Raw genomic sequence first — 24145 nt, forward strand, 5'->3', positions numbered from 1 at the left:
GACCGTGGCAATCTACATGAAATTCGGCTCGATCAACGGCAATGTGACGACCCAGAACTTCAAGAATTGGATCGAGCTTCATTCGTTCCAGCTCGGGGCGAGCCGCGCTGTCACCAGCGGCAGCGGCGGCAGGTCGCGAGAAGGTTCGAATCCCTCCATCAGCGAGGTCGTCGTCACCAAGGACTTCGATGTTGCGTCCTCGAAGCTCTTTCAGGATGCCGTAGCTGGGCACTTCGACACGAAGGTCGAAGTCAAGATGACCACCACGACCAAGTTGGGACTCGAGACCTTTCTGGCCGTTGAGTTCGAGAAGTGCGGCGTTGCCAGTTATTCGATGAGTTCAGGTGGCGACAAGCCGATGGAAAGTCTGTCGCTGAACTTCCTGAAGATGCTGATTACACCGTCGCCGCTCGGCCATGACGGGCAAGTCAAGAAGGGCGATGTCGTCAGCTATGATCTCGAGAAGATGAAAGCGAGCTGAAGAAAGTCGGCAATCGCCACAGGTCGACAGTTTCGAGGCGGCGTCGCAACAGCCGTCGCCTCATTGAGCGGCATCGGGCCGCTTCATACCCACGCTGATCAATAGTGCGCTTCGAGCGGCCTCGTCGTGGATCAGCTCCGAGACGAGTTCCGGCCAGAGCATGCGTCCACGCCGCGCCGCTTCATCCAACGTATAGCCGAGCGGTGAATTCGGCTCGTTCTGCTTGAACCAGGCGGCAATCTCTTCGAGCTGGCGTAGCGCCTGTTCGCGCCCGGCAATCGGACCTTTCACTGCCGTACCTGCGACAACACCAGGGGATTGATCACCTGCAGATGCTTGCTCCTGGTCGGCCGCTGGCTCGGAAGCGGGAACGAAGCGGCCGCAAACCTCGAGCATCAGCTGCAAGGCATCGCGCACCCTGTTGCCCGATGGGCTTGCATCGCCCGCCTTTTCATCGAGCTGCCGCCCCATCTTCTCCCAGGCATCCGCAGTCTGGATAATGACATCGCGCTGAGCCTGCCAATGGGCGCGGCCGGCGGCACGGCCTTCATTCTCGAAATCATCGAACGTCACGACACCCGCAGCGATCCGTTGCCCGCGCCGCTCGGCATCGGTGATCGCGGACAGGTCCAGGGTCGCCTGATATTGCCAAAGGCCGAATGGTGCGCCGTCTGGCCGACTGAACAGCGAAGTCTTGCGCAACGGCTGCATTAGCGTGCCATCGGCACCCTGACCGGAAAGCCCGGCGATGGCCGCGACTCGCGTCTCCACCCCGTGCTCGTCCGGCATCGGATAGAGGCCATCCCAATGCTGCTCCACCAGGCCGGCGATGATCGACGCACCCGCGGTCAGGCCAGCCAGTCCGGCGATCCGCACCAGCGCTTCCGTCAGCCAGGTTGCAACCTCGAGATCCTTCGAACTCGTCTTCAAGGCATCGATCGCCAGCGTGGCCACCGGGCGCCACAGCGCCGCCACCCCCTCGTCGTTTCCTTCGCCGTCGGCCCGTCGCTCGGCATCCCGGGCCTCGGCACGGGCATCACGCAGACGGAAGTATAGGGAGGTCGGCGAATAGTCCTCCCGGAGATCGACGCCGGTTGCCTGGTCACCGGCAATCGGCGCCAGAATTGCTTCGATATCGGTCGCTTCGAGTTCCGAGATCATTGCGAGGCCACCCGCTCCTGGACGCGCCGATGATACAGGCAGCGCCGCGTCGTTGAAGGGTCAAACGCAGTGGTGGCTCGTTTTTGTTCGAGGCGGCCGTGAAGGAAGTGTTCGAGCGTTGCCACTTGCCGCAACGGCTCGATCGGCGCCGCCTGCGGTCGAGCCGCTAAAGCCTTGTTCTACCGCACAAAATGTGCAGGCACAGCGCATGGACGGGGCGCATCGTCCAGAGTATTCTCCGATGCAGGAGGGTCTATGCGATGAGCTCCAGTATCCACGACAAGCTAAATCGTGTGCGCAAGCCCAGGGTCCACATCACCTACGAAGTCGAAACCGAGGGTGCTCAAATCCTGCGAGAGCTTCCCTTCGTGGTCGGCGTCATGGGCGACTTCTCGGGTGATCCAACGACACCCCTGCGCCCCCTCACCGATCGCAAGTTCACTCAGATCGACCGGGACAATTTCAACGACGTCATGGCCAACATGGCGCCCGGCCTGAAGCTGAAGGTCGACAACAAGCTTGCCGACGATGGCACACAGATGGGCGTCGACCTCAAGTTCAGCTCGATGGACGACTTCGAGCCCGCCCGCGTCGCCAATCAGGTGCCGGCCCTCGCCGCTCTTCTCCAGACGCGCGAGAAGCTGCGCGACCTCATGAGCAAAGTCGACCGTTCTCAGGAACTCGAAACGCTGCTCGAACAAGTGTTGCGTTCCGAGGAAGAACTCAAGTCCCTGTCGGGTGAACTGGGTATCAAAAAGGCGGAGGGCTAGCATATGGCTGAAAGCGCACGCCAGGGCGGCGCCGCCGCCACAACCGAGGCAGCACCTGGTCTACTCGACCAGATCATCACCAACACCAAGCAGACCCAACCGGATCGCGCCCAGGACCTGGTCAAGACGCTTGTCGAGCAGGCGCTGGCCGGCACGGTCACGTTCGACCGCAACCTCACTCGCACCTTCGACAAAGCCATCGCGGCGATCGACGCCAAACTGTCGGCGCAGCTCAACACCATCATGCATGACCCGAAGTTCCTCAAACTGGAAGGGACCTGGCGGGGGCTGCATTATCTCGTTCAAAACTCGGAAACCGGCACATCGCTCAAGCTGCGTGTGCTGAACATGCCCAAGCGAGAACTGAATCGCGACCTCACCAGGGCGATCGAGTTCGATCAGAGCGAGCTGTTCAAGAAGATCTACGAGAACGAGTTCGGGACGCCAGGTGGTGAGCCTTACGGGGCGCTGATCGGCGACTACGAATGGTCCAATCATCCCGACGATATCGAGACGTTGCGGTTGATGTCCAACGTGGCGGCGGGAGCGTTTGCACCGTTCATTTCAGCGGCGTCCGCCAACATGTTCGGCTTCGATTCGTGGACGGAGCTGTCCAAGCCACGCGATCTCGCGAAGATCTTCGATACCGTGGAGTACGCAAAGTGGCGCAGCTTCCGCGACAGCGAAGATTCGCGCTTCGTGAACCTAGTGATGCCGCGCGTCATTGCGCGACTGCCTTACGGCAAGGCCACCAAGCCGATCGACGAGTTCGCCTATGAAGAGGCGCCATTGGCAGCCGACGGCAAATCGCGCGTGATGGATCACGACTCCTATTGCTGGTCCAATGCCGCCTATGTCATGGGCGCGAAACTGACCGATGCCTTCGCACGCTATGGCTTCTGCACCGCCATCCGCGGCGCCGAGGGCGGCGGCAAGGTCGAGAACCTGCCGACCCACGTGTTCACGTCGGACGATGGCGATGCCGATACGAAGTGTCCGACGGAAATCGGCATCACCGACCGGCGCGAATTCGAACTGTCGAACCAGGGGTTCCTGCCACTCAGCCATTACAAGAACACCGATTACGCCGTGTTCTTTGGTGGCCAGACGACACAGAAACCCAAGAAGTACGACCGTCCGGAAGCCACGGCCAATGCCGCGATTTCCGCGCGACTTCCCTACATCATGGCGACCAGCCGTTTCGCCCACTACCTGAAGGTGATGGCGCGCGACAAGATCGGCAGCTTCATGGAAGCCAGCAATGTGGAGACGTGGCTCAATCGCTGGATTCAGAACTACGTGAACCCGAACGAAGACGCTGGGCAGGAGATGAAGGCCCGCTTCCCGCTGCGCGAGGCGAAGGTCGAAGTGAAGGAAATTCCGGGCAAGCCGGGTTCCTACAATGCCGTCGCCTATCTGCGGCCTTGGCTGCAGATGGAAGAGCTGACCACGAGCCTGCGCATGGTGGCGAGCATACCTAAGCTGGCCTGACCGCGCGGGCAGTTCCGCCGGCGCCAACCAGCCTGACAGGGTGGGATCGGCGATATCATGGGCAGTGATGCGACGATATCGGCAGCCACGACGACCCCCGTGGCGCCTGCCGCGCAAGAGGCTGTGCGGCAAACCCAGGCATTGCGGACCGCCGTTCTGGCTGGGCAGTACTTCGGCGATCGTCATGCCATCTCTGCCGCTGAACTCAGCACATTCCTGCACGGCGGGCTCGATGCTCCCAGCGCGCTGCGGGCTTGGTTCGGCGAGGCCCTGACTGGCCTTCTCGCGGCTGGTACGCTTCGAGCAGCGCTCGACAGGGACATCGCCGAGATCGATGCAGCACTCAGCCAGCAGCTCGACGCCGTACTGCATTCTCCGCGGCTCCAACAACTCGAGGGCCGCTGGCGCGGTCTGGCCTGGCTGGTCGCCGGCATCGAGCCGGGGCGCCGCGTCAAGGTGCGCTTGCTCCCCGTCAAATGGGCAGAGGTTTGCCGCGACCTCGAGCGAGCCTTGGAATTCGACCAAAGCCTGATGTTTCGGCGGATCTACGAAGACGAGTTCGGCATGCCGGGCGGCGAGCCTTATGGTCTGATGGTCATCGACCATGCCGTTCGCCATCGCGTGGGTCCCGGGGCGCCGACGGACGACGTCGGGGCGCTGACGAGGCTTTCCGCGGTCGCCGCAGCGGCTTTCATGCCCGTCGTCCTGTCGCTCGATCCGAACGTGCTCGAAGTCGACAAATTCGCCGATCTCGAAGGCGTGCGGGATATCACCGCCCCTTTGCGTGGGACCGAACATGTGCGCTGGCGCAGCCTGGCGGGGCGCGCCGACATGCGCTTCGTCGCGATCACCTTCCCGCGACTGCTGGCACGCCATCCGTGGACGGACGATCCCAGCCGCGTCGATGGTTTCCGGTACAGCGAATACGCCCCCGACGCGGCATCGCGTGTTTGGATGAGCGCAGGCTACGCTTTTGCCGCCTGCGCGGTGCGCGCCTTCGCCGACAACAACTGGCCGGCCGACGTCCGCGGCGTGGATATCGATAGAATTGGTGGCGGGCTCGTGACCGATCTCCCGTCCGAGCCCTTTGCCAGCGGTCCACCGCATGCCTGGCCGCGTCGGGGTGTCGAATACCAACTCAGCAGCCGGCAAGAACAGGCCCTAGTCGAGGTCGGCATGATGCCGGTCGGCGTGCTGCCGTTCGGCCCCGATATGGTGTTTGGCGCCTCGCGCAGCATGCAAGCGCCAGCGAGCTATTCCGGCGCGACCGCCGCAGCGGCCGAGGCTAACGCCCGTCTGTCCGCCCAGATCAATTCCATGCTGTGCGCCGCCCGCTTCGCCCATCTGCTCAAGGTCATGGGCCGCGACATGGTGGGTTCTTTCCGAACCGCTGACGAAATCGAACGCCAGCTCAATCGTTGGCTACAGGAATATGTCAATACCAACATCAACAGCACGACCGAGTCGCGGGCGCGTTTCCCCCTGGTCGAAGGCAATGTCGAAGTACGCGACCTGCCGGGCAAGCCGGGCGTCTTCGGCTGCACCATCCACCTGCGTCCGCATTATCAGCTCGACGACGTCACGACCGCGTTCCACCTTGTCACCGAACTTGCCGCGCCGCGTAATTGAGGCGTTCCGCGTCGGATCAGCCCGTCAGGAGGATCGATGTCAAATTCTTCCTCGAAAACCTCGGATCGTGGCGAAGCGGGTCGCCTGTTTCGTGAGGGCAATCTCGGCGATGCCGTGACCGCGGCGACGGCCGCGGTTCGCCAAGCGCCGACCGACATTGGCGCGCGGGTTCTCCTGGCCGAGTTCCTGTGCTTCGCCGGCAACATCGAACGCGCGGACGTGGTGCTCGACGCCTGCGCCGACCTCGATCCGACGGCGGCCCTGGTGGTGGCCGAGTTCCGCCAGCTCCTGCGCGGCGAGACGGCACGGCGGCAACTATTCAAGGAAGGGCGCGTGCCGGAGTTTCTCGGCGAACCCACCGAGGCCCAGCGCCTGGCGCTGGCGGCCGTGGTGGCGTTGCGCAATGAAGCGTTCGAGGAAGCCGGCAAGCTCGCCGCGCAGGCCGAGGAAGTGCGCGCCCATCCCGCGGGCAGTCTTCGCGGCACGCCGTTCGACGATATGCGCGACGCCGATGATTTGTTGGCATCCTGCTTCGAAGTCATCACCACGACCGGCAAGTACTTCTGGATCTCGCCCACTCGGGTCGAATTACTGGAGCTGCACCCGATGAAGAGGCCGCGCGATCTCATCTGGCGCCGCGCCACCATGCAGGTCGCCAGCGGCCCCGATGGCGACGTCTACCTGCCCACGCTCTATCCGCCCGGACCGGGTGAGGCCGCAGCCCTTTCCGATGCCTTGAAGCTCGGCCGGGCCACCGATTGGCAGCAGGCTGGTGAGAATGGACCGATGCGTGGCGTCGGCGCCGTGACCCTGCTGGTAGGTGAAGAGGCCGTGACCTGGCTGGAAATGGATGGCCTCAAGTTCCAGGTCGCCGCATGAGCGATGCCCGAGGACGCACCGTCCCCGAAGCCAAGGGTCCGGCACGGGCGCGACGGGCCCAGCTCCCCCTGCTCGACCGGCTGATCGATGCCGAACCGGCAGAACAAACTGATCGCGCACTTTCGACGTCGGCCGTGATGGACGTGCTTCGTGCCAGCGTCTGCAACGACATTGAGGAATTGCTGAACACCCGCCGGCGGTGGCGTTCCTGGAATCCGGACCTCTCACACCTGAAGCACTCGCTGGTTGCCTTTGGGCTGCCGGACTTCGCCTCCGGCGCCTTCAACGATCCACGCCGGCGTGAGGATCTTCGCCTGCTCGTTGAGGAGTGCATCCGCACCTTCGAACCACGCATCACGAACCTCAAGGTCTCACTCGTCGAAGCGACCGACAGGACGAGCGGCACCTTGCGGCTGCGGATCGACGCGATGCTCCGCGCCGAGCCGGCGCCCGAGCCCATCATCTTCGACACGGTCGTCGATCTCGTCGCCAAGACCGTGACCGTTTCCGAAGAGGAGTCCTGACGGGTGTCCGACGCGCTGCTCGCTTACTTCAATCGGGAGCTCGAAGCTCTGCGCGGATTGGCTGGCGAATTCGCGGAACGCCATCCCAAGATCGCCGGCCGCCTGCGCCTGACCAAGGATACCGTCGACGATCCCCATGTCGGCCGCCTGCTCGAGGGCGTGGCTTTCCTCGGTGCCCGCGTCCAGCACAGGTTGGACGACGAATTCCCGGAGCTGACCGACGGCCTGCTCTCGGTGCTCTATCCGCACTATCTCGCACCCATGCCGTCGGTGGCGATCACGCGGTTCGCAGCCGATCCGGGGATACAGGGACCCGCCCATCTGCCGGCTGGCCTCGCCATCGAAAGCGAACCGGTCGGCAGCGAGCCCTGTCAATTCCGCACTGCCTATCCCTTGACGCTATGGCCGATCGAAATCGAAGCGGTCCGTCTCTCCGGCATGCCCCTTCCCGCGCCACCCAATCCGGCCGCGGAGCGCGCCGTGTCGTGCCTGCGGATTACCCTGCGTTGCGCCGACCCGACGATGACTTTCACGCGGCTCGGCCTCGACAAGCTGCGCTTCTTTCTCGGCGGCGAACAGGGATCGTTGCTGCTCGAGCTCCTGCTGGCGCATACCGTATCGATCGCTCTCGCCGACGATCATACGGACGCCCAACCGGTGATCGTGCCGCCCGATGCCCTGCAAGCGGTCGGCTTCGCGCCGGAAGAAGCACTGTTTCCGTGGCCTGCCCGGTCCTTCTCCGGCTTCCGTTTACTCAGCGAATACTTTGCGGCGCGCGAGAAATTCCTGTTCATCGACATCAGCCGGCTCGATGCCAAGACCATGGTATCGGCTGGCAATCGCATGGACATCTTCATCTATCTCGACCGTGCGATGCCCGACCTCGAACGATCGGTGCAGGCGAACAGCCTGACCCTGGGCTGTACCCCCATCGTCAATCTGTTCGAGCAGAAGTGCGATCCTATCCAGCTCGATCACACGAGCATCGAATATCGGATCGAGCCTGACGTCCGCCGTCCAGCGAGCCTGGAAATCTGGTCCATCGAACGCGTGCGCGAGAGCCTGCCGGGCGGTGAGTTCCGCGACTGGCAGCCCTTCCATCGATTGACGCGCCGTCACACCGGCGATGTCGCCGAGCCAGGCCGTTTCTTCGGTACTGCGCGTCGCGAGACCACAGGTGGCATTCGGGGCACCGACGTTTTTCTGTTGCCGCACGATGCCGGCTTTGACCCCCAGAGCGACGCGAGCGGCGTGCTGTCGATCGATGCACTTTGCTGCAATCGAGACCTGCCAGCATCGCTGCCGTTCGGCGGCGGACGCCCGGCGCTGCGGCTGGTGGAAGGCGCCGCCGTCGTCACCGGCCTGTCCTGCCTCACCGCCCCCACGCCGACACTGCGCCTGCCTCTGCAGGAGCGTGGCTTCTGGCGGCTGATCTCCCATCTTTCCCTCGGGCATCTCAGTGTCGTCGGAGGCGAGACGGCCGCCGCCGCTTTGCGTGAAGTGCTGCGTCTCTACGACTGCCGCGACTCCACCGAGTCGCGGGCAGTGATCCGGGCGCTGCTCGATGTTACGTCGCGACCGGGAACTGCGCGCATCCCGGGCCTCAGCGGCCCCGGCAGGCGCTCGGGTGGATTCTGCCGCGGCCTGGACGTGACCCTGACGTTCGATGGACAGGTCTGGACGACAAGCGGCCTCTACATTCTCGCCTCCGTGTTGGACCGCTTCCTGGCATTGCACGCGACCGTGAACTCGTTCGTGCGGACCGAGGCGCGTTTGCGCGGCCGCCCCGAGGCCGTTGCCAAATGGCCAGCGCGCGCCGGCAGCCAGGTGCTGCTGTGACCGACCTGTCGCAGGGGCGACATCGTCGCAGCCCTTTGGCACGCCTGCAGGCAGAGCCCCGGCGCTTCACCTTCGACGCGGCCGTTCGGCTCCTGACATTTCATCGCGGTCGACCGAATCCAGCCGAGGCCGCAAGGTTCACCAGCGTCGCCGGATCGGCTTACTCCGGCGCGGAAGTGACCGAGGTGCAGTCCGATACTAAGGAGTCCGCGCCGCGTGTCACGGTCGGTCTCATTGGCCTCACCGGACCGGTCGGTGTTCTGCCGCGGCAATACTCCGATGCCGTGGTGGCCGACCAGCGGACACGCTCCTTCTCGCTCACCGATTTCCTCGACGTCGTCTCGCACCGCATGATCGCGGCATTCGCCGCCGCCGGTGCGAAGTATCGCCCCCATCGTGCTGCCGATTCCGGCGCACTGACATCGCCGCAAAAACCTGCCGATCCCGTCGCCGATGTCCTGCTGGCGTTGACGGGCTATGCCACACCACATCTCGCCGACCGCCTGCTGGCGGGGCCGGCCGCGTTACGCCACTACGCGGGCTTCTTTTCGGCCCATCCGCGGTCGACGGATCGCCTCGAGGCCCTGGCATCCGACTGGTTGGGACGGCCGGTCAAGGTCAACCAGTTTGCCGGCGCCTGGATGGCGCTTCCCGTGGACCAGCGCAGCCGCCTCGCGACGGGTGTTTCCCTCGGTGCATTCAGCCAGTTGGGTATCGATGCAGCGGCCGGCGTGCGTGCCTGGGATCAACAGGCGCGGATCGTCCTGAAGATCGGTCCGCTCGACCTGCCCTATTTCGAGCGGCTGCTGCCGAACAGCCCGTTGCTGCGCGAACTGGTGTCGCTGGTGCGCGCCTTCGTAGGTTTCGAGGTCGGGTTCGCGATCAATCCCGTGCTCGCCCGGAATGCTGTTCCGCCCCTTGCACTGTCGAGTCCGGACGCAGCGGGCACGGCCAGTGCAGCCGGCGCCGGACCACTCCTGGGTTGGAATACCTGGCTACCAACATCTGCGGTTCTCCCTCGACGGACGGATGCTGGCGACGCTGTGTTCGAGGGCGAAGTTGTCGAAGGACGCTCATGATCCAACCGTGGAGCAACGGCTACGTCGCCGATGTCGCGTACATCGAGGGCTTCTACGTCCAGCAATCGCCGATGCGCCTGGCCTTGGCCTGCCACATCGGGGGCGTGGCCGTCGACCTCCCTGAGCCGGACGACCAAGCCTGCTATCTCGAACTGGGATGTGGCATGGGCATCGGCGCGCTGCTGACTGCCGCCGCCAATCCAGGATGGCAGGTGATCGCCGTCGACTACAACCCCGCGCATATCGCCGTCGGCGCCAGCCTTGCCCGTACCGCCCGGCTCGAAAACATCCGCTTCGTGGAGGCCGACCTCACTCAGTTCGCGGAGAGCGCCGAGGCAAGGTCGATGCCAGCGGCCGACTTCGTCAGCATGCATGGTCTGTGGTCCTGGGTGGGCGGCGATGTGCGGGCCGGAATTGTCCGGCTGCTTGCCGCCAAGACGCGTCCCGGCGCCATCGTGCATGTGAGCTACAACGCCTTGCCAGCCTGGCAGGGCGCCATCGGTATGCAACGTATCATCTACGAAGCCGGCATCCGGGCTCCCGGCCGCAGCGATCTACAGGCCCAGGCAGGATTGGCGCTCGCCCGCGACATCAAGGCAGCCGGCGGCAAGTACCTGGTCGAAAGCCCGCTCGCGAGCGATCTCATCGACACGACGGGCACCATGGCGACGGAGTATCTGTCGCATGAGTTCATGAGCGCCCATTGGAAGCCAGCCTTCCACGCCGATGTCGCCGCGGCGATGGCCGAGGCCAAACTCGACTGGGTCGCATCGGCCAACCCGCTGGAGAACTTCAACGAACTGATGCTGACGGAGGAGCAACGCGCCCTCCTGGATCGCTACAAGGATCCGATCGTGCGCGAGTTGATCAAGGATACTTGCCAGCCCCGGCAGCTGCGTCACGACGTTTTCGTACGCGGCGCCCGGCGACTGCGCGACGACGAGCGGGACGCCGCGATCGCCCGTCTGACGCTGATGCCGACGATTGGCGAGAGCGAGCTGCAAACGAAACTGCAGGTGCCGGCGGGCACGGCCGACATGTCGGGTCCTTTGAAGACCATGATGGTCGCGGCGATGCGCGGTCCGGCGACAATTGCCGACCTGCTGGCGCTGGAACCCGGGCGCAGCAGTCCAACGGAGCTGATCGGCGTGCTGGTGGGCTCCAACCAATGCCAGGTCGCCATGAGGCCCGACGGACTGCAGCCCGACTCTGCCGATCGACTGAATCGCGTTCTTGCATCGCGTGTGGAGTCGATCGCCGAGGCCCGGCCGTACAGCGGTCTCGCCTCATCGAGGCTCGGCGGCGGCCTTTCGGCGCCTCCACTCTTGCAGTTCATCGCGGGGCGGATGCTCTGTGGCGAACGCGAGGATCGGGCCGAAGCCTGGATAGAGCGGCTCGCCTCCGACATCCTGCCGGAGAAGCACGATAAGGTTCGGGAGGTGGTGAACACCGCCATCGAGCAGCGCGTTCCCGTCCTGCGCCAGCTTCGGATCGTGCCGGAATAGCGAGAAGCGTCGCCGAAATGAAACAAATTCAACGGGATATGCCCCAAAGCCCGAATCAACTGCATCGAAGGTGGCCCGATTGGTGCGCGCCGCTGCCGTTATTCCCTTTCCAGTTGAGCTGGGTTACCGTGACGGCTTGCGGGGGAACCGACCGTGATGTGGCTTCTAGGCACCCTACCGACTGGAATGCCGTAGCAAATGCCCGACGACACGAAACCGCTGCTGTCGCTCACGAGCACGGCCGAGTCGCCGCTCCAGCCCATCCGGATGGTGGCGCACGAGATCATCTGCGATCTTTTTCATTTCGAGATCGAGGCGATCGCGGAAGACAAAATCGATGCGCGCGGGATGCTCAACAAGCCGGCCTGCCTGGCCGTCAACCATGGCGATGAAGCGACACGCTACTTCCACGGCATCGTCAGCAGGTTCGGCGTCATCGAACAAAAGGGCCATACCGATACGCTCTATCACATGGTCCTCGTGCCGCAGCTTGCACACGCCGACATCCGAAGCGACTGCCGCCTGTTCTTCAACAAGACCGCCGAAGACATCATCAAGACGATCCTCGACGAAACCGGTGTGACGAAGACGGCGTTCCGCCTCTACTCTCAGCCGCCACAACGCAAGGTAACCACGCAGTACAACGAAACAGCGCTGGATTTCGTGACCCGGCTCATGGAGGAGGAAGGCTGGTACTACTTCTTCGAACATGCGTCCGACGGGCACACGCTCGTGATCACGAACGACAACAACGGGTTCACCACGATTCCCGAGGCCGTCGTCCGGCTCGGCATGGGCGACATGGCAGACACGCTCACCGAACACCGGAAGATCGAGGAGTTTGCCGAGGGCAAGATAGCCCTGCGCGACTACGACGATGAGTCGCCCAGCAAGAACCTCAAGGTCGAGCAGAGCACGATCCTCAAGCACGGCGGGACCGCCCATCGTCCCGTGTTCCATTGGCCAGCCCTGACCTACGACACCTCGCAGGCCAAGGAGCGTGCCAAACGGCGGATGGAAGCGGCCGAGGCAGCCGTTTCCCTGATCGGCGCGAATGGTGCAATGGCCAATCTCTTCGCCGGCGGAAAGTACAAGTTCCGTGACAAGGATGGCACCGAGACCGTGCAGGTCGTCCGGGAAATCACGCACACCGCCGAAGACACGTCCGCCCAGGCCAACAATGGGACGGCGAGCTATTCGAACAATTTCTCGGCCTTCCCGAACACCGTGCCCTGGCGGGAGCCGATGGAGACGCCGCGCCCCCGGATGGAGGGATTGCACACCGCCATCGTCGTCGGCCCCGCCGGCGAGGAGATCTACACGGACGACTACGGTCGCATAAAGATCCGCTTTCCCTGGGACTGGCGTTCAGACGCGACGGCCGACAGCGGCAACTGGGCCCGCGTCGTGCAACCCTGGGCCGGTGACCAATGGGGCGCGCAATTCATCCCGCGCGTGGGCACGGAAGTCGCGGTCGCCTTTATGGATTCCGACCCGGACCGGCCGATCGTCGTCGGCGGTCTCTACAACGGCAACGACAAGCCGATCTTTCCCGTCGGCGAGAAGACGAAGCTCGGCTTTCGGTCACGCTCGACGACCGGCGGCGGCTCGGACGAATTCAACGAGATTTCGGTCGACGACAAGAAGGGCAACGAAGTGGTCTTTCTGCATGCGCAGAAGGACATGACGGTCGAAGTCGAACACGACCACAAGCTCACGGTCGAGAATGACCGCAAGGTCGTGATCACCGGCAACGAGGACGTCACGCTCAAGCGAGGCAATCAGACCACCAAGCTGGACCAGGGCAATGTCTCGGTCACGACCACCCTCGGCAAGATCACCCTGGAAGCCCTCGACTCCATTACGCTGAAGGTCGGATCGAGCTCCATCAAGCTGGATCAGATGGGCGTCACCGTGAAGGGCATGATGGTGAAAGTGGAAGGAACGGTGATGACGGAGGTGAAAGGCACAATGACAACCGTCACAGGCACCGCGATGCTGACGCTCAAGGGCGGCATCCTCATGATCAACTGACAGATATCCGTAATGCCTACCCAGCCTCCTTCCCGTAACAAGATCAGCGGCGAGCTTTCGCGCTTGCTGCCGCATCTGCAGCTCGACGCCAAGGCGATCGCGGCACTCGAAGGGTGTGAGGAAGCAGCCGACGCCTTGCGCCGGCTCGAAGGGGCGGGTCTTTTGGCCGAGGCGGCGCGGCTTGTCGCCCACGCTTTGCCGGCCCGCGAAGCCGTCTGGTGGGCCTGTGCCTGCTCGCGCCACACTGCTTCGTCCAGCACCGATCCCGAGACCGAAGCTGCGGCCCGCGACGCCGCCGAAGAGTGGGTGCGCCGGCAATCCGACGAGCAACGCCGTGCGGCAATGAAGGAAGCCGAGAAATCCGGCTTTGGAAGCCCCGAGGCCTGGGCCGCCGTCGCCGCTTTCTGGAGTGGTGATTCGATGGCGCCGTTAGATGTGCCCAAGGTGCCGCCGCAGCCGCACTTCACGGGGCTCGCCGTCGCCGGCGCGGTTGCCATGTCGGCTGTCCGCGGCTCGGCGGTGCGACGCGAAGAACGACTCCGTGCCTTCCTCGTCTCTGCCAAAGATATCGCTGCCGGTGGTGCCGGTCGCATCGATGCGGAGAAAACCTGATGGGCATGCCCGCAGCGCGCCTGACCGACATGCACGTCTGCCCGATGGTTACCGTGCTAGTCCCGCATGTCGGCGGACCCATTGTCGGACCCGGCTGTCCCACGGTGCTGATCGGCGGCATGCCCGCGGCATGTGTTGGCGACATAGTGACCTGCGTCGGACCGCCCGATGCCATCGTCATGGGATCCTTCACGGTGATGCTGGGCGGGCGGCCGGCGGCTCAATTGGGCAGCTTGACCGCGCACGGCGGCACGGTCGTCATGGGCTATCCGATGGTCCTTATCGGTTGACTGATCGGAAGCTGACCGATCAAGACCTTCCTTACTTGCCCTTCGGCATCGTCGAGAGCGACGCATCCACCGTCGTGACATCCATCGCCGCTGCTGATTGATCGGCGCCGAACTCGATGGTGATCGCCGTGACGTTGTCGGACACCTTGGCCGTCAAAGCGGCGGCCACCAGGCGTTCTGCCCCGGAGTCGCTGTCGCCGGAAAGCAGCTCCAGTAACTGCTCCTCCGATAGGGTCTTGCACAGGCCGTCACTGCAGAGAAGAAGCCGATCTCCCGCCTGAAGCTGGCCAGTGCGCTTCTCGAGTTCGAGTGGGTCGCTGTCGGCGCCGACAGCGCGGGTGATGATGTTGGCGTGCGGATGGCCGATCGCCTCCCCTTCGGTGATCGTCCCGCTTTCGACCAGCGCCTGAACCAGGCTGTGGTCGCGTGTGATCCTGGTGAGCGAATGGCCGCGCATCAGATAGGCACGGGAATCGCCGGCCCACAGGCAAGCGAAATGATCGTCACGCGCCAAGAGAACGACGATGGTCGTCGCCATCAATACTTCGGCACCACGCTGCGATGCGGCCTCACGCAAGTGGGCATGCGCCTGCTCGAGGCGGGCGCGCACCTCGACCAGCATCTCGGCGGCAGAGAGACCTGGACCAATGGTCTGCAGGCTGCGGACGACTTCGGCCGACGCGACCTCTCCCGATTCGTGGCCACCCGCACCGTCCGCCACCGCCCAGAGCCCGAGATCGGGCCGGTTGACGTAGCCATCCTCATTGAGCCGGTTTGCCGCCCCGGCATGGGTAACGGCCGAGGAGGAGAAGCTCCCGAAGCGGGCGATGTCCTGATCGATCCCAGAGTCGGCCATCACGAAGCCCCCCAACCGTCATCCATGAGCGCAGCGAAACGAGCCCCTACCGGAAGCGTGGCGCCGGTCTCGAAACGTGCCGCAACGCGGGGGCCGCCTTCGGTCCACCAGGAGGCGTACCCTGGCACGACCTCGACAGCCGGCATCGGCGCCTCTCCTGGCACCAGCGCCGCCTGAACACGCTGCCGCAGCTCCGCCGGCTCAAGATCGACCTCGAGCGCATCCCGTCCGGCCTCTTCCGCGGCCGCCAGAAACGCCGTCATCGCGCCGATGTGCGGCGCCCAATCGCTGTGGGCCGCTGCCGCAATCGTCAGCGGATAGTAGCGGCCGACCTTGTCGACACTAGGCAACCAGAGACCCAGGATGCCCTCGCCGCCGAGCAAGCCGGGCGGCAGGACGAAACGCCAAACCGGCGCCTCCAGCCAGGCCGCCAGCCATTCCTCGCGAGGCCGGCGCTGCGTGGCCATCAGACCGCGCTGCCACCACGCATCCCAGGCATCCGTGAAGTCACGCGACAGACCTTCACGCACGAAATCACCACGCGACGGCAGCTTGCCGAAGAGGCCTGCACTCGCTTGGGGAGGCAGTGCCGCCATGGCGCACCTAGTCCCGGACCGACGGACAGCGGAAGTCCTGCAGGACGCCTGGCGCAAAGGGGTTGAGCACCGAAGCCGCCCGGATTTCGAACGTCGCCGCCCGATTGCCGAGGGTGAAGGTCAGCGTATAGCGCTCCGGCGAATCGGCCTGACGCAACGTACCGCGGCCGAACAGCCGGAACATCGCCCACGGCCCGGTCTCGGCCAGCACGCCTGTGCCGCCGGGCGGCGGCGGATCGAAGACGAGCCGCACGTTCTGGATGCGGTTCGGTCCTGGCCAGGTGATTTGCGTCGATCGCGAAGGTCCATGCGCGTAAGTGACCGATGTGCCGTCGAACTCCAAGCTGACCCGGGAGGCGCCAGGATCAAGCTGCAGTGGCGTCATGTCGAAGCGCACGGCGATGGTCGTGCTCCCCGGCGCAAAGAAGAGGTCGCGAATGACGGCCGCCCGCTGGAATTGGGCAATGTCCGCCGCCGAAACCGGGGCGGCCACGCCATCGGCCGACTGCGCCTTCCAGACCTTGCCCGTGGTATCGACATAAGGCCTCAACTGCGTATTGAAAAAGCCGTCGATCAGCCCGCCCGGTGCGAACAGCTTGGCGAAGTCGTCGAGCGGCGTCTCGAGCGAGCTGCCGGGCACGAACGGAAAGCGCCCATTTACGGCCAACGGGCAAAGCGCCGCCGGCCCGCCCGCGCCGTTGTAGGCGGCAATCACCTGCTGACGGGCTCCGCCGCCACGCAAGGCCGTGCTCGAGTCCGCCATCGCCTGAAGCCAGCGCGCCAGCGGCGGTGGCTGACGCTGAGCCTCCGCCCGGAGCGCCAGCGACGGATCGCCCAGGGTGGCGCCAGCAGGCGCCGTGCTGCCGACGGGGGCGGCGGCGAGCTTGGCCAGTTGCTGTTGCAGGTCGTTGAGGAGCTTCAGCACCTGGTCGATCGGTGCGCCGCCCGTCGCCGCAACGAGTTCACGCAATTGCCGGTAACGCTCATCGATCTCGTGGCCTGGCGGCAGAGGCGGCGCCCCACCACCGGACTGGCCGGTCAGGAGCGACGACAGCGTCGACGACTTGCTGGTCACTGCAGCCGTCGTCGCCGACTGAACTTTCCCGGCGGCGTCCGTCGCCGCAGCGGCAACCGCACTGGCAGGTTTCGGTGGCTCCGAAAGGGTGAGCTGCCGGGCGACGGCGGTGAGCAGTTCCTTCAGCGGAGATTGTGGCGAGGCCAGGATGTAAAGATCCTGTGCTGCTTGCGGGAGGCTGCGTAGCGGCACGATCTCCAGATCCTGCAGCAGCGCATCCCATGCCTTGGCATAGTCGGCCAGGTAGAGCGCCACGACAGCGTTGGCGAGTTCCCTTTGCTGAGGCTCGTCCAGCGCAACTGGCGCTCCCCGCCCCATCACCCAGTTCTCCGATGCCACTTCGCGCGTTGCTGTCGCCAGCGCCGGCAGCAGCACCTTGTGGAAGCCGTCGACCGTGAAGAAGCCGGGGACGCCATCGCTCAGCTTGCGTCCGGAGGCGCGCATGAAGACACGCGTGCCCGCAGTTCCCAGCGCATCACTTGGCTTCCACGACGGCAAGGCCTGGGCTGCGGCCGAGGGCCGGATGCGCGAATAGACGCGTGCGGCCAGCGGCACGCGGCTGAAAGCCGTGCGCGCCTGAGCGACCAGCGCATCGTCGAGCGGCACGGTTGGCAATGGCCGCGCCAGCAGCGCATCGAGATGGCTGGTGAGACCAGTCAGTACCGCCGCGTTGTAGGCGCCGGCGTAGGCCGATTGCCAGTCGTAGGTCATCCATTCCTTGACCAGAGCGCGGTCGAGCGGGCCCTGTCCGCCCAGCATCAGGTAGACGCGGGTCGCCTCGTAGAGGAAGTCGGGATGGGTGAAGTTGCCGCGCATCTGGGCTTCCAGACGCCAGATCAAACGCGGCAGCAGTGCATAGCCCAGGGCATGGCGATAAACCGTTTCCGCACCGGCGCGCAGCTTGGCGGCCTGCGACAGGTCGAAGTTCGCCAAGATGCCACCGCCGCTCCCTGCTGCCTTTTCGAGATTGCGGGCGGCGTCCAGCAACGGCAGCAGCCGAGGCAGATCGGAATCATTGACCGGGCTGAATGTCGTTTCCTTGGCGATGCTCTCGTAGGAGGCCAACGCCTGGGCCATCACGGCGATCTGCCTCTCGCCGGCCGAACGATTGGCGATCAGCCAGCCGGTGGCGCCCAGGGTTGCCAAGGCAATCAACGCGTAGGACGCGACCCGCACGGCAAGCCGCCGCGTGCGGGCGGCCGGCGGCTCGCTGACGAGCATCGCCTCGCCCAGGATGACCTTGGAGACGAGACGACCGAGGAAGTAGCCGCGCCCGTGCTCGGGCTTCAGGCTGGCGGCGCGACGCTGATCGAGGCCGAAGGCGCGTGACATGAGCCCGGTCAGCCGATCGATAGGCGTGCCTTCCTGGGTGCCCGAGGTGAAGTAGACCCCGCGCAGGAACGGCGCCGGGTCGAGACGCGACCCACCGAACGCCTCGACGAGAAAGGCTTGCAGAGGCTGGGCGAGACTCGCGACCTGCGCCGGGAAGCCCGCGATAAGCGCACGGCGATCCGGACTCTGTTCGGCTTGCAGGCGATCGAACAGCCGCTCGTTGAGACGCTCCACGAGAAGCTGCAGCTCTTCAGAGAACTGCCCGACCGGCCCCTGATCGGTCTTGGTCAGCGGCAGGGTGGCGCCCCACACCTGACTGCGCTCCTCGCGATCGAGATCGTCGAAGAACTCGGTGAAGCCCGCGATCAGATCGGCCTTGGTGAAGAGCGCATAGACCGGAATGCGAATGTGCAGACGACTCTCGAGTTCCTTGATCCTGAGGCGAATCGCCCGGGCATGGGCAATGCGTTCGTCGGCAGGTGCATTGGCGATCTCGCCGAGGGCTATACCGACGATCACGCCGTTCAACGGCTGACGCGGCCGCGTCCGGCGCAGCATATCCAGGAACGCATCCCAGCCCGCACGATCGACGGCGGCATTCGAGTCCTGGGTGGTGTAGCGGCCGGCGGTGTCGATCAGCACGGCATTGTCGGTGAACCACCAGTCGCAGAGCCTTGTTCCGCCGATACCCGCCATCGGCCCCTGGCCCATCTCGGCCGCCAACGGGAACTTCAGACCGCTGTTCAGCAATGCCGTCGTCTTGCCGGCTCCAGGCGGCCCGATGATGACGTACCAAGGCTGCTCGTAGAGATAGCCGCGCGTACCTCGTGCCTTTTTGAGCAAAGTGAGCGCCGTCGACATCCGCTCTCGGAGGGCCGTCGCCTCCTCGCTGGTGCCATCGTCCACGGCAGCGGCGGTTTGTTCGGCGACGCCACTTTCGAGCTTTCGCTCGCGGCGGCGACGATAAAAGTCGATTAGCAGATTCGACAGGCCCCAGACGAGGACCAGGACGGCCACGACGATCAATCGCGGCAGCCAGCCCTGCAGCAGGTCGAACATGGGACCGAAGAACCAGATCAACAGCGCAAGGATTGCGACGCCGACGAAGCTCAGGACCCATCGAGAGCAGATGATTCTCAGGAACGCTTGCATGGCTAGGTGCCTTGCCGATTGAGCACGATTTCAATGCGCCGGTTGCGTTCACGCCCTTCCGCAGTGGCGTTCGAGGCAATCGGGTCGGCATCGGCGCGGCCTTCAGCCGCCAGGCGCGATTTGTCGCCAACGGTGGTGGCAATGATCGCACTGGCCGCCTGGGCACGCGCCGCGGAAAGCTGGAAGTTCGATGGGAAGGCAATGGTCCGGATGGGCTGATCGTCGGTGTAGCCGATGACCTGCACGGAACCCGGCTCCTCCTTGAGGGCAAGGCCGATGCGGTCCAACAGCGGCTTGAAGCTGGGCTGCACAGCGGCGGCTCCCGAGGCAAACATGCCGCGCCCGGTAATCCGGATGAGGGGTTGGCCGACCGTGCCGGTCACCTCGACGAGGCCCTGCTCGATCTCCGGCTGGAGGAACTTGCGAAGACGATCGAGCACCGTCGGCTCAGGTGGCGGCAAGGGCGTGGGTGTAGGCTGCACCTCGACGATGGGCGTTCGCGTGATGGTCGGCATCTGGGTCGGCGGTGCATCGCGCAGGCGCGCATAGATGCCGTCGGACGCAGCGTTGAGGTCGATCGAGAACCAGGTGAACAAGGCCGCGACGATGCCCAGGCCCAGGCAGGCAGCCACCCAGACCGGCAGCCGGACACGCGCCGGCCTGTAAGGTGCGTCTATGCCCTTGGTATGGGGCGCAAGATCCGGATCGGCGGCTTTCTGCTGCCGCGCGATGACCGCATAGGTTTCTTCGCGAATACGGTTGATGTCGCCGACGCCCCGTCGGGAGAGGCGATATTGGCCGACAAATCCCAGCGACATGCACAGGTACATCAACTTGATGACCGGCAGGAACTTGCCGGGATTGTCGCACATCTGCTTCAGCACATCGAAGAAGCGCTCACCGCTTCGGACTTCCTGATGGAACGTCGAAACCAGAGAGCGTTCGTGCCAGCTTCCACTGTTGCCCCAGGGCGTGTTCAGCACGACGTCGTCCAGGCTGGCGCACAACGCATAGTGCGCCGGACGAAGCTGCTCGAGCGGCACGCCATTGTCCCGTGATTCCTGCTCGAAGCGCCTGATCTGGTGCACGGTCCGCTCTCGCAGATCACCGGACTCCGGTGGATTTGCCGTATTGCGCAACCGGGCCATGAGCTGGAGCAGCGGCGCCGCCGCCGCCGCCAGCGCATCGCTGCCGACGAAGAGGTTGTCCGTTCCTTCGGCCAGCACGGGTACCGCAGCAGCAGGTCGCGCCGCGGCCGGGCGCTGCGGCGGCTCGCCCGCTCCCGGACCTGCGGCAGGTTGAGCAGGCTGGGCCCGGCGCTTGCCGGGGCTAGGACGAATGACCGTCCTATTGTCGTCATCTGGTTCGGCGAAGGGATTGTCACTCATATTCGCCTCACATCACCGCTGTCAGCCGCGGATCGCCCAGAGCTCGGTATTCAGGTTCGGGAAATCGCCGGAGACATGCACGGCAAACCCGCCGGAAGACTGCAGTTCCTTCCAATGTGCCGAATTGCGGTCGAGCTCGAAATAGGTGGCGCCCGCGTAGAACGGCAATTGCCGCGGCGCCACCGGCAGGGGCCGCACAGCAATGCCCGGCAGGGCGACATTGACCAGTTCGCGAATATGTTCGACGGCGCCGATCTTAACCTGAGCCGGAAACAGACGCCGCACCGATTCGGTCGGCATATCCGCCTGGACAACCAGGACGAAGCTCGAGGATCGCAGAATGCTGCGGTCGGTGATCGTGCCAACCTGGATGCCGTAGGCCCGCTTCTGCAGGGGAATCTGGATCGCGGTCTGGTCTATCTCGGTGGAGAGCGAACGGCGAAGATCGGCAATCACCAGCGCGAAGCTGCGCTGCAAGTCGGCGTGCCGATACGTCGGATACTCCGAAGGGCGGCGCGTGGCTTCGGTAAAGGTCGCCAGGTCACCCGCCATCTGCACCAGCGCAGCATAGAGATCGACCGGATGAACGTTGCCGTCACCCGCCCAATGCGCCATCAGCTTCTGAGCGCGATTGATGGATTGCAGCAACAGGAAATCGGAAACATCTGCCACACCGCGCGTGCCCGGCGCCGTAAGGCGCGCGGCCAACGCCTCGCCACGCTGATTGAGCATTCCCGATAGCTCGGAAATCCAGCCGGAGAGCGGTGGCGCCGCGGCGCAAGTCAAGGCGGGCGGAATCCACTGGTCGTCCAGAATGACGCGACGATCGGCGCCAACCTCGACCACGCGGGCAAGGCCGATGCCGTGATAGCCGGCGCGATTGTCGGTCTCGAGCATATAGCGCAGCCGCAACCTGCCGACCTGGACTTCCGCCGGCTGCGGCGAACCCGAATGCGTGTCGTAGGCCTCGAAGGGCTTTTGCTCATAGCGGCCTTCGGTCGAACCGTCGCCCGTGACTTCGACGGCTCCGGCCTGACGTATCGGCAATGCCAGGTAGACGACGGCATTGCGCGTCGTCTCGGGAAGATCGAGCGGTGCTGGCTGATCGGCATCGCCCGGTAGCGCGAAAGGCGTGCCGTCCTCGAACACGCCGCTACCGCTCGCCAGGGCGAACTGGCCTGTGGTCAACAGGTTGCGGTTGATCGCACCTTCGGTCAGGCCCCAGGCATGCGATCGCAGCGACGTCGTCCGATCGCGCAATTGGTTCTCGAACCAGCGGTCCTGCTGCTGGAAATGCTGCGCCCGAAGGAACATGCCCTCCAGCCATACGACACGGTTCGACCAGGTCATGCTGACTCCAGTTCGGACCTGTTGCTGCCGAGGTTGAGCACAAGTCGAGTGAGGCCGCTCGCTGCAATCGGGGCGATCGACCGCCATCGTGACCGATCGATGTCCTGAAACAAGACGGCCGCACCAATGAATCGTACATCGCTCTTCGGTGCCATGAGGACCTTGCGCACCTCGCCCGGCTTGACGACGATCTCCTCGACCCGCGAGCCTTCGTCACCGAGTGTCGCGCTTTCCTTGTCCATCAAGGCATAGGCATCGGCGTTGAGGAACCGTGACCTTGCGTTCAGGGCATAAACGCGCACGGCGACAGACAGCGGCACACCGGCCGAGTTGCGATTGAGATCGGGGCTGGCCCTGATCGTGAGATCGACCGCCGAGGGAGCGGGCGGACCGCAATTGGCGACCAAGAGGAAAGCCGGCGTCGCGAGCAGCAATCGGCGATTCATCAGGTCGGTCCTTTCTCGGAGCCAAGCTTGTCGATCGCCTCTTCGTAAGCGCGGGCGAAAGCCTTTCCGAACACACTGTCGAAATCGTCCGAGAGGGCCTGGGTTACGGTTCTGTGGTGTTGCACGAAGGCCTCCCATGCCGCGGCCTTCTTTTGGGCAGGATGGATATGCAATGCACTCGCCGCCACCTTGCGCTCGACCGAGCCGGGGTCGAACTGGGCGAGCAAGACTCGCACGGCCGTCTGCATCGCAGAGATCGTCGCCAATTCGTGTATGCGAAGATCGGCAAAGGCTTCGGCAATGGCGTCTTCCGGCGCCATGCTGCCGCGCCGCCCTTCGCCCAGAAGAGTGGCCAGCGCATCATCGTCGTCGAGTGAGAACTTGAGCGGGTTGTTGCCCGTCGGGCGGATCATCGTTTGCTCGATGCGGAACTCGTCCTTGATGCTGGCGCGCGCGATCAGGGTTTGCCGCAGCCCGGTCACGGTGGCGCGCAGGGCCGCGCCGATGCGCTCCAGCGTCTTCTCCGGGTTCGTCAGGCTCCCCTCGATGAGCCCCACGCCGCGCAAGAAAGCCGCCGCGAGACGCGCATCGTCGGCCGTCCGGGCGGCCGGCGGTTCGGGCTTGAGTGGAGCAGGTGCGGCCTGTTCCTTCGGCACCCGCTCCTTGGGCGTGGGTGCGGCAGGACTCGACGATGCAGGGCGCGGGCGTCTGGCCGCTGGCGCCTCGACATCCCAATCGTCGGGAATGATCGAGACCGGCGGCATGCGGAAGGCGCTGTCCAGGGCCGGCGCGTGATCCGGCTGCGTCGGCAGGCCGGGAAATGGCTCCGCACTGTCGTGCATGGGATCGAAATCTGGCGGCAGAAGCGGCGAGTTGGGCGTGTCCAGGAATGAGTCGGAGTCGACCGGACGGGCATCGTCGAAAGAATGGTCGGCGCGCTGCATCACGGGCCCGCGGGCGATTTCTTCTTCTTCCTCGTCGATCGTGATTTCAATTTCATACAGGCCGAACTTGATCCGGTCGCCATTGCGTACCTTCTGAACGGCGCCGCGGCCTATGGGATCGTTGGCCTGATTGAGGAACGTGCCATTGGTGCTGAGATCGTGGATCGCCCATTCGCCGCCGCCGTAGACCAGCATGCAGTGCTTCTTCGACAGGTGCCGGTCGGGGTCGGCGATGACCCATTCGTTGTCCTGCCCCCTGCCAATGGAGAACTCTCCGCCGCGGACCTCGCGTCGCTGAGGCGCCACACTGTCGGGGCAACGGATCATGGCAAGCTTCAGGGTCACGTGAGCGCGCACTCCTGACGGACGTCGGAAAATATTAGTCGTGGAACCTGCAATCCGGCAATCGTATTTGGCCCAAATGCTTACTGGACGGTGCTCAATCGGCTTTGGCCAGGTGCCTCCTAAAGTTGTATTCTCTTACTGAGAAACTACCCGTCGAAAGCAAGTAGCGCCGCATTGAGAGTTGACGGCCCAGGCAGGCGCCGCCAATCTCGCAGGAGAGTCACTCGACGTTCGAAAGAATTTGTCGCCATGTGCCTTGTCCCGTCGCAGACCATCTTGAGCACGGACGAGGTGGGAAGCGTCGCTCCGCCCATCTTCACGTCCGTGGGATTGGACGCCGTAAACGGTCCTGGTGACGTTTTCGTTA

At 64.5% G+C, this 24145-nt stretch carries 20 protein-coding genes; 12 read left to right on the top strand and 8 right to left on the bottom strand.

Going from position 1 to position 24145, the window contains the following annotated elements:
* Positions 1-4: 4 nt before the first annotated feature.
* Positions 5-481, top strand: a complete 477-nt coding sequence (locus EPO50_RS22840; RefSeq protein WP_296347818.1) for a type VI secretion system tube protein Hcp — start codon at positions 5-7, stop codon at positions 479-481.
* 60 nt (positions 482-541) lie between these two features.
* Here the strand turns inward: EPO50_RS22840 and tssA are convergent, their stop codons facing one another.
* On the bottom strand, positions 542-1642 hold the full coding sequence (tssA, locus tag EPO50_RS22845; RefSeq protein ID WP_296347820.1) for a type VI secretion system protein TssA: 1101 nt from the start codon (positions 1640-1642) through the stop codon (positions 542-544).
* Between the two features lie 260 nt (positions 1643-1902).
* Between tssA and tssB the strand changes: the two genes are divergently transcribed.
* The 11 genes from tssB (at position 1903) to EPO50_RS22900 (ending at position 14294) form a co-directional block, all read left to right on the top strand.
* Positions 1903-2412 carry a type VI secretion system contractile sheath small subunit gene (gene tssB / locus EPO50_RS22850; protein WP_296347822.1) on the top strand — a complete coding sequence of 170 codons (510 nt, stop codon included), beginning with the start codon at positions 1903-1905 and terminating at the stop codon, positions 2410-2412.
* A gap of 3 nt (positions 2413-2415) precedes the next feature.
* Positions 2416-3903 (top strand): type VI secretion system contractile sheath large subunit, encoded by a 1488-nt coding sequence (gene tssC, locus EPO50_RS22855; RefSeq protein ID WP_296347824.1) that lies wholly within the window; start codon positions 2416-2418, stop codon positions 3901-3903.
* Positions 3904-3960: 57 nt separating this feature from the next.
* Positions 3961-5532, top strand: coding sequence for a type VI secretion system contractile sheath large subunit (gene tssC, locus EPO50_RS22860; protein WP_296347826.1), 1572 nt, complete (start codon positions 3961-3963; stop codon positions 5530-5532).
* Between the two features lie 36 nt (positions 5533-5568).
* On the top strand, positions 5569-6411 hold the full coding sequence (locus EPO50_RS22865; RefSeq protein ID WP_296347828.1) for a type VI secretion system accessory protein TagJ: 843 nt from the start codon (positions 5569-5571) through the stop codon (positions 6409-6411).
* Positions 6408-6935, top strand: a complete 528-nt coding sequence (tssE, locus tag EPO50_RS22870) for a type VI secretion system baseplate subunit TssE (RefSeq protein ID WP_296347830.1) — start codon at positions 6408-6410, stop codon at positions 6933-6935. Before EPO50_RS22865 ends, tssE begins: the two co-directional genes overlap by 4 nt.
* A gap of 3 nt (positions 6936-6938) precedes the next feature.
* On the top strand, positions 6939-8774 hold the full coding sequence (tssF, locus tag EPO50_RS22875; RefSeq protein WP_296347831.1) for a type VI secretion system baseplate subunit TssF: 1836 nt from the start codon (positions 6939-6941) through the stop codon (positions 8772-8774).
* On the top strand, positions 8771-9853 hold the full coding sequence (gene tssG / locus EPO50_RS22880; RefSeq protein ID WP_296347833.1) for a type VI secretion system baseplate subunit TssG: 1083 nt from the start codon (positions 8771-8773) through the stop codon (positions 9851-9853). Before tssF ends, tssG begins: the two co-directional genes overlap by 4 nt.
* Complete coding sequence (locus EPO50_RS22885) at positions 9850-11358, top strand: class I SAM-dependent methyltransferase (protein WP_296347835.1); 1509 nt, start codon at positions 9850-9852, stop codon at positions 11356-11358. The genes tssG and EPO50_RS22885 overlap by 4 nt, the downstream gene beginning before the upstream one ends.
* Positions 11359-11556: 198 nt before the next feature.
* Positions 11557-13392, top strand: a complete 1836-nt coding sequence (locus EPO50_RS22890) for a type VI secretion system Vgr family protein (RefSeq protein WP_296347837.1) — start codon at positions 11557-11559, stop codon at positions 13390-13392.
* Positions 13393-13404: 12 nt separating this feature from the next.
* Complete coding sequence (locus EPO50_RS22895; RefSeq protein ID WP_296347839.1) at positions 13405-14004, top strand: hypothetical protein; 600 nt, start codon at positions 13405-13407, stop codon at positions 14002-14004.
* The gene (locus EPO50_RS22900) at positions 14004-14294 is read left to right on the top strand and encodes a PAAR domain-containing protein (protein WP_296347841.1); all 291 of its coding nucleotides are present in this window, start codon (positions 14004-14006) and stop codon (positions 14292-14294) included. The genes EPO50_RS22895 and EPO50_RS22900 overlap by 1 nt, the downstream gene beginning before the upstream one ends.
* Positions 14295-14325: 31 nt before the next feature.
* Here the strand turns inward: EPO50_RS22900 and EPO50_RS22905 are convergent, their stop codons facing one another.
* The 7 genes from EPO50_RS22905 to tagH are packed head-to-tail and all read right to left on the bottom strand — an operon-like array spanning position 14326 to position 23778.
* A complete protein-coding gene (locus tag EPO50_RS22905; RefSeq protein WP_296347843.1) occupies positions 14326-15150 on the bottom strand; it encodes a protein phosphatase 2C domain-containing protein in 825 nt (274 codons plus the stop codon).
* Complete coding sequence (gene tagF / locus EPO50_RS22910; RefSeq protein ID WP_296347845.1) at positions 15150-15746, bottom strand: type VI secretion system-associated protein TagF; 597 nt, start codon at positions 15744-15746, stop codon at positions 15150-15152. The genes EPO50_RS22905 and tagF overlap by 1 nt, the downstream gene beginning before the upstream one ends.
* Before the next feature lie 7 nt (positions 15747-15753).
* Complete coding sequence (tssM, locus tag EPO50_RS22915) at positions 15754-19305, bottom strand: type VI secretion system membrane subunit TssM (protein ID WP_296347848.1); 3552 nt, start codon at positions 19303-19305, stop codon at positions 15754-15756.
* A 2-nt stretch (positions 19306-19307) separates the two neighbouring features.
* The gene (tssL, locus tag EPO50_RS22920; RefSeq protein WP_296347850.1) at positions 19308-20693 is read right to left on the bottom strand and encodes a type VI secretion system protein TssL, long form; all 1386 of its coding nucleotides are present in this window, start codon (positions 20691-20693) and stop codon (positions 19308-19310) included.
* Between the two features lie 21 nt (positions 20694-20714).
* Positions 20715-22043: a type VI secretion system baseplate subunit TssK gene (gene tssK / locus EPO50_RS22925; RefSeq protein ID WP_296347852.1), complete on the bottom strand. Its 1329-nt coding sequence runs from the start codon at positions 22041-22043 to the stop codon at positions 20715-20717.
* Positions 22040-22489, bottom strand: a complete 450-nt coding sequence (tssJ, locus tag EPO50_RS22930; RefSeq protein WP_296347853.1) for a type VI secretion system lipoprotein TssJ — start codon at positions 22487-22489, stop codon at positions 22040-22042. The genes tssK and tssJ overlap by 4 nt, the downstream gene beginning before the upstream one ends.
* Positions 22489-23778, bottom strand: a complete 1290-nt coding sequence (gene tagH, locus EPO50_RS22935; protein ID WP_296347855.1) for a type VI secretion system-associated FHA domain protein TagH — start codon at positions 23776-23778, stop codon at positions 22489-22491. The genes tssJ and tagH overlap by 1 nt, the downstream gene beginning before the upstream one ends.
* Positions 23779-24145: the final 367 nt, after the last annotated feature.

The organism is Reyranella sp., from assembly GCF_004297405.1.
In the GTDB taxonomy this organism is placed as follows: Bacteria; Pseudomonadota; Alphaproteobacteria; order Reyranellales; family Reyranellaceae; genus Reyranella.

Coding starts and splice junctions, on each gene's coding strand:
- tssA (WP_296347820.1), bottom strand. CDS start 1,642: ATGATCTCGGAACTCGAAGCGACCGATATCGAAGCAATTCTGGCGCCG.
- tssB (WP_296347822.1), top strand. CDS start 1,903: ATGAGCTCCAGTATCCACGACAAGCTAAATCGTGTGCGCAAGCCCAGG.
- tssC (WP_296347824.1), top strand. CDS start 2,416: ATGGCTGAAAGCGCACGCCAGGGCGGCGCCGCCGCCACAACCGAGGCA.
- tssC (WP_296347826.1), top strand. CDS start 3,961: ATGGGCAGTGATGCGACGATATCGGCAGCCACGACGACCCCCGTGGCG.
- EPO50_RS22865 (WP_296347828.1), top strand. CDS start 5,569: ATGTCAAATTCTTCCTCGAAAACCTCGGATCGTGGCGAAGCGGGTCGC.
- tssE (WP_296347830.1), top strand. CDS start 6,408: ATGAGCGATGCCCGAGGACGCACCGTCCCCGAAGCCAAGGGTCCGGCA.
- EPO50_RS22885 (WP_296347835.1), top strand. CDS start 9,850: ATGATCCAACCGTGGAGCAACGGCTACGTCGCCGATGTCGCGTACATC.
- EPO50_RS22890 (WP_296347837.1), top strand. CDS start 11,557: ATGCCCGACGACACGAAACCGCTGCTGTCGCTCACGAGCACGGCCGAG.
- EPO50_RS22895 (WP_296347839.1), top strand. CDS start 13,405: ATGCCTACCCAGCCTCCTTCCCGTAACAAGATCAGCGGCGAGCTTTCG.
- EPO50_RS22900 (WP_296347841.1), top strand. CDS start 14,004: ATGGGCATGCCCGCAGCGCGCCTGACCGACATGCACGTCTGCCCGATG.
- EPO50_RS22905 (WP_296347843.1), bottom strand. CDS start 15,150: ATGGCCGACTCTGGGATCGATCAGGACATCGCCCGCTTCGGGAGCTTC.
- tagF (WP_296347845.1), bottom strand. CDS start 15,746: ATGGCGGCACTGCCTCCCCAAGCGAGTGCAGGCCTCTTCGGCAAGCTG.
- tssM (WP_296347848.1), bottom strand. CDS start 19,305: ATGCAAGCGTTCCTGAGAATCATCTGCTCTCGATGGGTCCTGAGCTTC.
- tssL (WP_296347850.1), bottom strand. CDS start 20,693: ATGAGTGACAATCCCTTCGCCGAACCAGATGACGACAATAGGACGGTC.
- tssK (WP_296347852.1), bottom strand. CDS start 22,043: ATGACCTGGTCGAACCGTGTCGTATGGCTGGAGGGCATGTTCCTTCGG.
- tssJ (WP_296347853.1), bottom strand. CDS start 22,489: ATGAATCGCCGATTGCTGCTCGCGACGCCGGCTTTCCTCTTGGTCGCC.